The organism is Kribbella sp. NPDC006257 (assembly GCF_040613535.1).
Taxonomy (GTDB): Bacteria; Actinomycetota; Actinomycetes; order Propionibacteriales; family Kribbellaceae; genus Kribbella.
In genome coordinates this window covers 43,032-50,521 of record NZ_JBEXSJ010000054.1, presented here as the reverse complement: position 1 = coordinate 50,521, position 7,490 = coordinate 43,032, and the positions used below count along the sequence as shown (strand labels likewise).

The window sequence follows — 7,490 nt, the reverse complement described above, 5'->3', positions numbered from 1 at the left end:
CTTCACCGTCACGGAAGATGTAGCGGTCCCGGGCGGGTGAGTTCTTGGGGGCGGCTGGCGCTCCCGGCTGACCCGCGCGGACATGAGGTTCGCGCCGTACTTCTTCATCGCGCCGTTCTTCGTCCTGTTCGCCGTCTTCGGGGCGTTCCCGCTGGTCTACACCGGCTGGGTGTCCCTGCACGACTGGCACCTGATCGGTGAACACACCTTCGTCTGGTTCGACAACTACACCGCGCTGTTCTCGGATCCGGACTTCTGGAACGCGCTGAAGAACACAGTCGGCATCTTCGTACTGGCGACCGTGCCTCAGCTCGTGATGGCGCTGGCGATGGCGAACCTTTTGAACCGGAAGATCCGTGCCCGGACCTTCTTTCGAATGGGTGTGCTGATCCCCAACGTCACCTCTGTAGCGGCCGTAGGCATCGTCTTCGGGCAGTTGTTCGCCCGTGACGTCGGCCTCGTCAACTACATCATCACCAGGTTCGGCCTCGACGCCGTGGACTGGCAGGCCAACACCTGGTCCAGCTGGATCGCGATCGCCACCATGGTCGACTGGCGCTGGACCGGCTACAACACGCTGATCCTGCTCGGCGCGATGCAGGCGATCCCGAAGGACCTGTTCGAGGCCGCCGCGCTGGACGGGGCGGCGCCCTGGCAGCAGTTCTGGCGGATCACCGTGCCGAACCTGCGCCCGACGCTGGTGTTCACCGTGATCATCTCCACGATCGGCGGGCTGCAACTGTTCACCGAGCCGGTGATCTTCGGCAACGGGAGGATGCTCGGCGGCACGCTGGGGCAGTTCCAGACGGTCACGATGTACATGTACGAGACCGCGTTCCAGCGCTTCCAGTACGGCTACGGTGCCGCGATCGCCTGGTCGCTGTTCGGCCTGATCGTGGTCTTCTCACTGATCAACCTGCTGATCGTCCGGAGGGCAGCACGATGAGGGCCGCATCGATCCGGTTGTGGCGCACCAGCCCCGCGACGTACCTGGCACTGGTCGTCGGCTGTGTGCTGTCGCTGTTCCCGATCTACTGGATGTTCGTCGTGGCCACCCGGTCCAACGACGTGATCAACGACGTACCGCCGCCGTTGCTGCCCGGCGGCGATCTCGGCGCGAACGTGGAGCGGGTGTTCGCCAACGAGCACGCCGCCTTCGCCTACGGGCTGGTGAACTCGGTGGTGGTCTCCAGCGTGGTGACGATCTCGGTCGTGTTCTTCTCCACGCTGGCCGGGTTCGCGTTCGCCAAGCTGCGCTTCCGCGGCCGCAACGGCATGCTGATGGTGATCATCGGGACCATGATGGTGCCGGTCCAGCTGGGCCTGATCCCGCTCTACATGCTGATGGTGAAGATCGGCTGGAACGGTCATCTGCAGGCGGTGATCGTGCCGTTCCTGGTCAGCGGTTTCGGCGTCTTCATGATGCGCCAGTACGCCATGGAGGCGATCTCCGACGAGCTCGTGGAGGCCGCCCGGGTGGACGGCTGCTCGACCTTCCGTATCTACTGGAACGTCGTCATGCCCGTACTGCGGCCCGCCGCGGCCGTCCTCGGTCTGCTCACCTTCATGCAGACTTGGAACGAGTTCATCTGGCCGTACGCCGTACTTGACGCCAACACGCCAACGGTGCAGCTGTCCCTCAGCTTGCTGGCGACGGCGTACTACACCGACTACGCACAGGTCTTCGCGGCGACAGCACTTGCCACGCTGCCCCTGTTCGCGGTGTTCGTCCTGTTCGGCCGGCAGATCATCAGCGGACTCATGGAAGGTGCGATCAAGTAGTGACAACCGACAGCCAGACCGAACCCGGTACCGGCCTCCAGTTCCCCACCGGGTTCCTTTTCGGCGCCGCCACGGCCGCCTACCAGGTGGAGGGTGCCGCGACCGCCGACGGCCGCGGCCCCTCCATCTGGGACACCTTCTCGCACACACCGGGCCGGGTGCTGGGCGGCGAGACCGGCGATGTCGCGATCGAGCACTACGACCGGTACCGCGCGGACGTCGGGTTGATGGCGAGCCTCGGCCTGCAGGCCTACCGCTTCTCGATCGCCTGGCCCCGGGTCCAGCCGAGCGGTCGCGGGGCGCTCAACCAGGCCGGCGTCGACTTCTATTCACGGTTGATCGACGAGCTGCTGGCAGCCGGTATCGAGCCATGGCCGACCCTGTACCACTGGGATCTACCGCAGCCGCTGGAGGACGCCGGCGGCTGGCCCGAGCGGGACACGGCGGAGCGGTTTGCCGACTACGCCGGCGCGATCACCGCAGTACTGGGTGATCGGGTCAAGCAATGGACCACGTTGAACGAGCCGTGGTGCTCTGCGTTCCTCGGTTACGGCTCCGGCGTCCATGCGCCTGGCCGGCAGGATCCGGCGGCAGCGGTCCGGGCCGGGCATCACCTGATGCTCGGCCACGGTCTGGCCGCCGGCCTGATCAGATCCGGCGGCAGCAAGGTCGGCGTGACGATCAACCTGTACGACGTGGTGCCGGTGAGCGAACGTGAGATCGACGTGGACGCCGCCCGGCGGATCGACGGGCTGCAGAACCGTTTCTTCCTCGACCCCGTTCTGCTCGGGTCATACCCGGCCGACGTGGTCGCCGATCTCGCCGCGGTGACGGACTTCTCGCACGTCCGCGACCACGATCTGGCGGTCATCTCGACTCCGCTCGACGTGCTGGGCGTGAACTACTACAGCCGGCACGTGGTGACCGGTGAAGCCGGCACCGGCGACGACGGTCATGGCGGCGGGGGCGGCACCGGGGCATCGCCGTGGCCCGGCAGCGAGCACGTGGGCTTCACCAAAGGTGAACTGCCGGTCACCGCGATGGGCTGGGAGATCCACGCCGACGGGCTCACCAGCGTCCTGGAGCGCGTGTCGCTCGAGTACCCGGCGGTGCCGCTGTACGTCACCGAGAACGGCGCCGCCTTCGCCGACGTACCGGATCCCGACGGTCTGATCCGGGATGCCGACCGGATCAGCTACCTGGACGGCCATCTGCGGGCCTGCCAGGCGGCCATCGACGCCGGGGTGCCGCTGCGCGGGTACTTCTGCTGGTCGCTGTTCGACAACTTCGAATGGTCCTGGGGGTATTCGCGGCGTTTCGGCCTGGTCTACGTCGACTACGCGACGCAGACACGAACGCCGAAGAGCAGCGCGTATTGGTACAGCGATCTGATCCGAGGCAGGCTAGCGCCATGACCGAATCCCGTCCCACCATCGAAACCGTCGCGGCCAGGGCGGGGGTGGGGCGGGGGACCGCTTCGCGCGTGGTGAACGGGTCGTCCCAGGTCAGCCCCGCCGCACGCGCCGCGGTGCTCAAGGCGATCGACGAACTGGGGTACGTGCCGAACCGGGCGGCCCGGAACCTGGTCACCCGGCGTACGGACTGTGTGGCGCTGGTGATCTCCGAACCGGGCGAGCGGCTCTTCACCGAGCCGTACTTCGCCGGCATCGTCCGCGGCATCAGCTCGGCGATGGCCCAGACGCAGCTGCAGCTGTGGTTGTCGATGGTGCAGAGCGCGGCCGAGCGGGAACGCACCGGTCACTTCCTGACTCGGGAACACGTGGACGGCGTGATGATGCTGTCCCAGCACGCCCACGACCCGTTGCCGGCCAAGGTACGTGCCAGCGGACTTCCGCTGGTTCTGTGCGGCCGGCCGCTGGCTGGGCCGGACATGGTGTTCGTCGATGCGGACAACGCGACCGGCGCGCGGCAGGCGGCGCAGTACCTGCTGGATCAGGGCCGCCGCCGGCTGGCCTGCGTCGCCGGCCCTCAAGACATGTCCGCCGGCGTCGCCCGTCTGCAGGGCTTCCGCGACGTGGCCGGCGACGACCTGGTCGAATACGGCGACTTCAGCGAAGACAGCGGAGCCCGCGCGATGGCCGCCCTGCTGGAACGCGATCCATCTCTGGACGCCGTCTTCGCCGCCTCCGACCCGATGGCCTTCGGCGCCATGCGAGTCCTCAAGGCCGCCGGCCGCCGCATCCCCGACGACGTAGCCGTCATCGGCTTCGACGGCTCCCCCGGCGGCCGCCACTCCGACCCACCCCTCACCTCAGTCTTCCAACCCACCGAGGAGATGGGCCGAGAAATGACCCGCCTCCTCCTAGCCCAACTAGCAGGCGACCAGCCCCCCGAGTCCCAGGTCATCGTCGACACCCACCTAGAACTCCGCGGCACCACCTGACCTGGACCAACTCCGCAGACGAACAAGCCCAGGTCTGACCACCTACCACACCTGCGGCCGAGCACCTGACCGCCAGGACGCCTGCCGCGACCATCGCCGCGCTTGCCATGGAGGTCAGAAGCGCGGTTCCGAACTTGAGTCACGCTCTCCCTCAGACACGAGGTAGAAAGGATGACGATCGGTCGCCACGATGTGAGCTCTTTCGACACCACCGCCACGCTTGCTGCTCACGACCGTAACGTCAACGAGATGTTTAGCTCCTCGACCGATGATCGTTGCGACGACGGGCTCGTCAGTGCTCTTGCCTGTGGTTGGATCGGTCGCCTTCATCTTGTCGCCCAGCTTTAGCTGTTCGATCGGTTTACTGGTGCCGTCGGCGAGAAGGACCTTGGTTCCTGGGACGAACGAGTTACAGGAACCTGCCCTTAGGAGATCCTTGATGCCGGTGACGGCCTCGCCGGCGAGGTCTTTGAGTTTGCCGACTAGTTCTATGCCCTTTTTCCACTTCCAGGGGGAGCCGTATTTGGCGAGGATCTTGCCAGCTATGCCTCCAGCGAAGAATGCCAGGATGGTGACGCCGGTGGCTACACAGGAGCCGATGTCGCCGTTGGTGAAGCAGTTGAGGGCGTCGGTGATGCCAAGTTCGTCGGCGACGATCTTCACCAGGTCCTTGATGACTCGTTTGATTCGTTCCTTGGCCTCGCGGACCGCCTCCGAGTGAGCGGTGATCTTCGAATCGATGTCCGCTTCGGTCTCGTTCGTGATCTCGTGACCGCTATCCCCCTTGCAGGGAGCCAGCGATGCCCGGCCAAGGCTGAGGGCGGATCCGCCAAGTCCGAGGCCCTAGCACTAGAAGAGCTTCTCTGGTGGTTCTGCGTCTTCGCCGGAGAGAACCCTGCCCAACTGCCGCAGAGTCCCTACCCATTGCCCACCATCGGCTTCACCGCTCCAGTCATCACTCAAGTCGTTGTCGCCTTTCAGCAGGCGATCAATCGCACCGGTCGCCAGCTTGAGCAGATCTGGCGACAACACAGGAACCCATTGAGTTGGTATCTCTTCACTTGTTTGAAACCGATCACCCCAGGGGAGATCCCGGACAACAATCGCAGCGGCCGCGATGGCAACCTCCGCACGACCGGCGTCGATGTGCCCATCACCTGCAGCAACGACGGACAGTGCTGCCGCCAGCCGACCCAGACGCTCCGACTCCGGCGCCTCATCCAGATCGTCAGCGAAATCAGCAGCGGTATCGTTCTCGAATGGGAGATAGCCCCATCTACTCATCTACCTGCGCCATCACTGGCTCCATTAGTAAAGGTGGGAGAACTCTCGTTGATCTAACGGAAGCTCCAATTGCGTGGCACGGGACGCGCGAGCATCATAGAGATTTCTCCCACGCCCTTCGATGCCACTGCTGAACGGTATGCCCATTTTCTCAAGTTGCGGTCTCGTAAATGTTGCTCCTGGATTCGTAGCGCCTCGTCGTTGCGAAACATGAACACAAATTGCGTCACTCCTGCCATTTGAGCCTTCCATCGCTAATATGCTTGCCCCAGGCGCCGATTTGAAATTTGGCTCGTCTTGCCGACAATACGCGCCCGACACCCAGACGCCAACACGATGCGTTATGTATTAGGACCGGCGCCAGGTGTTACCCGCCTGGTCACCCATTGGAGGTTGCCGTTAGCATCGGCCTAGGCTACGAGCTGAACAGACGGGCACCATCAGGCCTAGAACGCCAGGCCGCCGCCCCTCTCATGCAGCTTGGCTACTTCCTCTAACCGCATACTGGGGATGCTGTCCGCCAGAGCTGCCGCCACCAGTCCCGCCTGCTCCGCAGAGCCAATCAATGCAAACCCAAATTGAGGATGCATATCGAGCGGGATAACGGCGACGAACCTGCTTTTAGCAAGCTGCTCAAGATAGCACCCCGCAATTGCGCGATCCGTGTACTGCAAGCCAGCCGGTTCGAAATGGAACGCCAATACGGCCCGCCAATATGCGCCCATGGTGACGCCATACCAAGTCCGGCGCGAGAAATCCTCCGGAGCCAGGGCAAGACAGTAACTTCTGCCGCGAGAAGATCTTACTGATGCCGCGAAGCTACTGAGCTGCGCCGGATCCGGATTACCAACCCCCCATTCACTCACAGTTGCCAACTCGCGAGGAGTTCGCGATTGCGCGCTCCCGATAAGATCCTTCATTAATCCCGGATACCGGTCAAAACCTTGTATTGAAGCGGCATCCTTCCCATACCATGTTCCACTAACCAGCCAGCTCCACTGATTCAAGCATCGCGCCATCTCGGCAATAATCAGGCCTTCAGCGCCATCCTCGGCCGGTAGCCAAACACCCGCCAACTTCTGGTCCGGCTCGACGACCGAATACGGCCACCAGTCATACTGGCCGATATCTTCAATAATTACCATCGCACTCCGATACTGAGCACCCGCTCGACCAACCCTTTACCACACACGCTCGCCGTAGAAGAAGTGCTCGCCCAGCCGGTCCATGATAATGCGGCCGAGCGAATGTGTTGTGTCCTCAAAATGGTGACCATTCGAGTGATGTTGAATGAGTACGTCCGGCAAGCCCGGCGCCGTCGACAGCACGAGTGCCTGAGCGCACTCGAAACCGATCACGTTCAGCGCATCCACATCGGCGGTCCACTCGGCGGCAGTCGCGGTGCGGATCCGCTCATCCTGCGACCCCAACTGCTCCAACATGGTGAACCGACTCCCGCCGTACCCACGATTAATCAGCAGTTGCGCGACCTCAGCCGGCGTATGCGCACCCAACTCTGCACCCCAACCCGCCAGCCATGCCGAACATGCGGCCGCACCAGCTCCATATGATGCCCCAACAAACTGACCACCTGCACCTGATCCTGCAGCCAGCCCAACCGACCCGCTCCGGATTCACCCGAGGCTCCTTGTACCGCTTCGCATACCGCCGTACGCCGTCAGCGACTGCTCCGGGTCGTCACTGACGACAGCCCACCTCGAGCGTCGACCACCGCCGCCCCTCGACCTACGAAGCAGCAACCGCAGCCTCCCATCGCCCGAATCTGCCGCGCCTTGTGCGACCCACCCGAACAATTCACCCGAGCAATCCCCGGCTCGAATCGACCGTCGCCTCCACCCGAACAGAATGCACACTCCCATCCGCCCGCACCGTACTCACCACGACCAGATACTGCTCGGCCCAAAGCCCACAAACTCCCCGGACCGCTCCCTCAAAGACTGCTGCCCCCGATCGTAGACAGCAGCCCTCCGTCGCCACACAGATGAGCGCCTCGAAGCCG

General features: G+C 63.9%; 8 protein-coding genes. 4 read left to right on the top strand and 4 right to left on the bottom strand.

The features are described 5' to 3' along the window. The first annotated feature begins 82 nt into the window (after positions 1-82). From ABZ004_RS38340 to ABZ004_RS38325, 4 genes are read left to right on the top strand one after another with little or no spacing between them, the layout of a single operon-like run. Positions 83-946 (top strand): sugar ABC transporter permease, encoded by an 864-nt coding sequence (locus tag ABZ004_RS38340; RefSeq protein WP_355686890.1) that lies wholly within the window; start codon positions 83-85, stop codon positions 944-946. Continuing rightward, entirely contained in the window at positions 943-1,782 is an 840-nt protein-coding gene (locus ABZ004_RS38335) for a carbohydrate ABC transporter permease (protein ID WP_355686889.1), read from the top strand. Before ABZ004_RS38340 ends, ABZ004_RS38335 begins: the two co-directional genes overlap by 4 nt. After that, the gene (locus ABZ004_RS38330; RefSeq protein ID WP_355686887.1) at positions 1,782-3,197 is read left to right on the top strand and encodes a GH1 family beta-glucosidase; all 1,416 of its coding nucleotides are present in this window, start codon (positions 1,782-1,784) and stop codon (positions 3,195-3,197) included. The genes ABZ004_RS38335 and ABZ004_RS38330 overlap by 1 nt, the downstream gene beginning before the upstream one ends. Then, entirely contained in the window at positions 3,194-4,186 is a 993-nt protein-coding gene (locus ABZ004_RS38325) for a LacI family DNA-binding transcriptional regulator (RefSeq protein WP_355686886.1), read from the top strand. Before ABZ004_RS38330 ends, ABZ004_RS38325 begins: the two co-directional genes overlap by 4 nt. Before the next feature lie 114 nt (positions 4,187-4,300). Here ABZ004_RS38325 and ABZ004_RS38320 read toward each other — a convergent pair whose 3' ends face one another. The 4 genes from ABZ004_RS38320 to ABZ004_RS38305 form a co-directional block, all read right to left on the bottom strand. Further along, positions 4,301-4,849 carry a Hint domain-containing protein gene (locus tag ABZ004_RS38320; RefSeq protein WP_355686884.1) on the bottom strand — a complete coding sequence of 183 codons (549 nt, stop codon included), beginning with the start codon at positions 4,847-4,849 and terminating at the stop codon, positions 4,301-4,303. 186 nt (positions 4,850-5,035) lie between these two features. Next, entirely contained in the window at positions 5,036-5,470 is a 435-nt protein-coding gene (locus tag ABZ004_RS38315; RefSeq protein ID WP_355686882.1) for a DUF4259 domain-containing protein, read from the bottom strand. A gap of 446 nt (positions 5,471-5,916) precedes the next feature. Next, the gene (locus tag ABZ004_RS38310; protein WP_355686880.1) at positions 5,917-6,615 is read right to left on the bottom strand and encodes a hypothetical protein; all 699 of its coding nucleotides are present in this window, start codon (positions 6,613-6,615) and stop codon (positions 5,917-5,919) included. A gap of 36 nt (positions 6,616-6,651) precedes the next feature. After that, complete coding sequence (locus ABZ004_RS38305) at positions 6,652-6,912, bottom strand: hypothetical protein (RefSeq protein ID WP_355686878.1); 261 nt, start codon at positions 6,910-6,912, stop codon at positions 6,652-6,654. Positions 6,913-7,490 lie beyond the last annotated feature (578 nt).

Bases quoted from the DNA above. Each gene is read 5' to 3' on its own strand.
- ABZ004_RS38340 (WP_355686890.1), top strand. From the start codon at position 83: ATGAGGTTCGCGCCGTACTTCTTCATCGCGCCGTTCTTCGTCCTGTTC.
- ABZ004_RS38335 (WP_355686889.1), top strand. From the start codon at position 943: ATGAGGGCCGCATCGATCCGGTTGTGGCGCACCAGCCCCGCGACGTAC.
- ABZ004_RS38325 (WP_355686886.1), top strand. From the start codon at position 3,194: ATGACCGAATCCCGTCCCACCATCGAAACCGTCGCGGCCAGGGCGGGG.
- ABZ004_RS38315 (WP_355686882.1), bottom strand. From the start codon at position 5,470: ATGAGTAGATGGGGCTATCTCCCATTCGAGAACGATACCGCTGCTGAT.
- ABZ004_RS38310 (WP_355686880.1), bottom strand. From the start codon at position 6,615: ATGGTAATTATTGAAGATATCGGCCAGTATGACTGGTGGCCGTATTCG.
- ABZ004_RS38305 (WP_355686878.1), bottom strand. From the start codon at position 6,912: ATGTTGGAGCAGTTGGGGTCGCAGGATGAGCGGATCCGCACCGCGACT.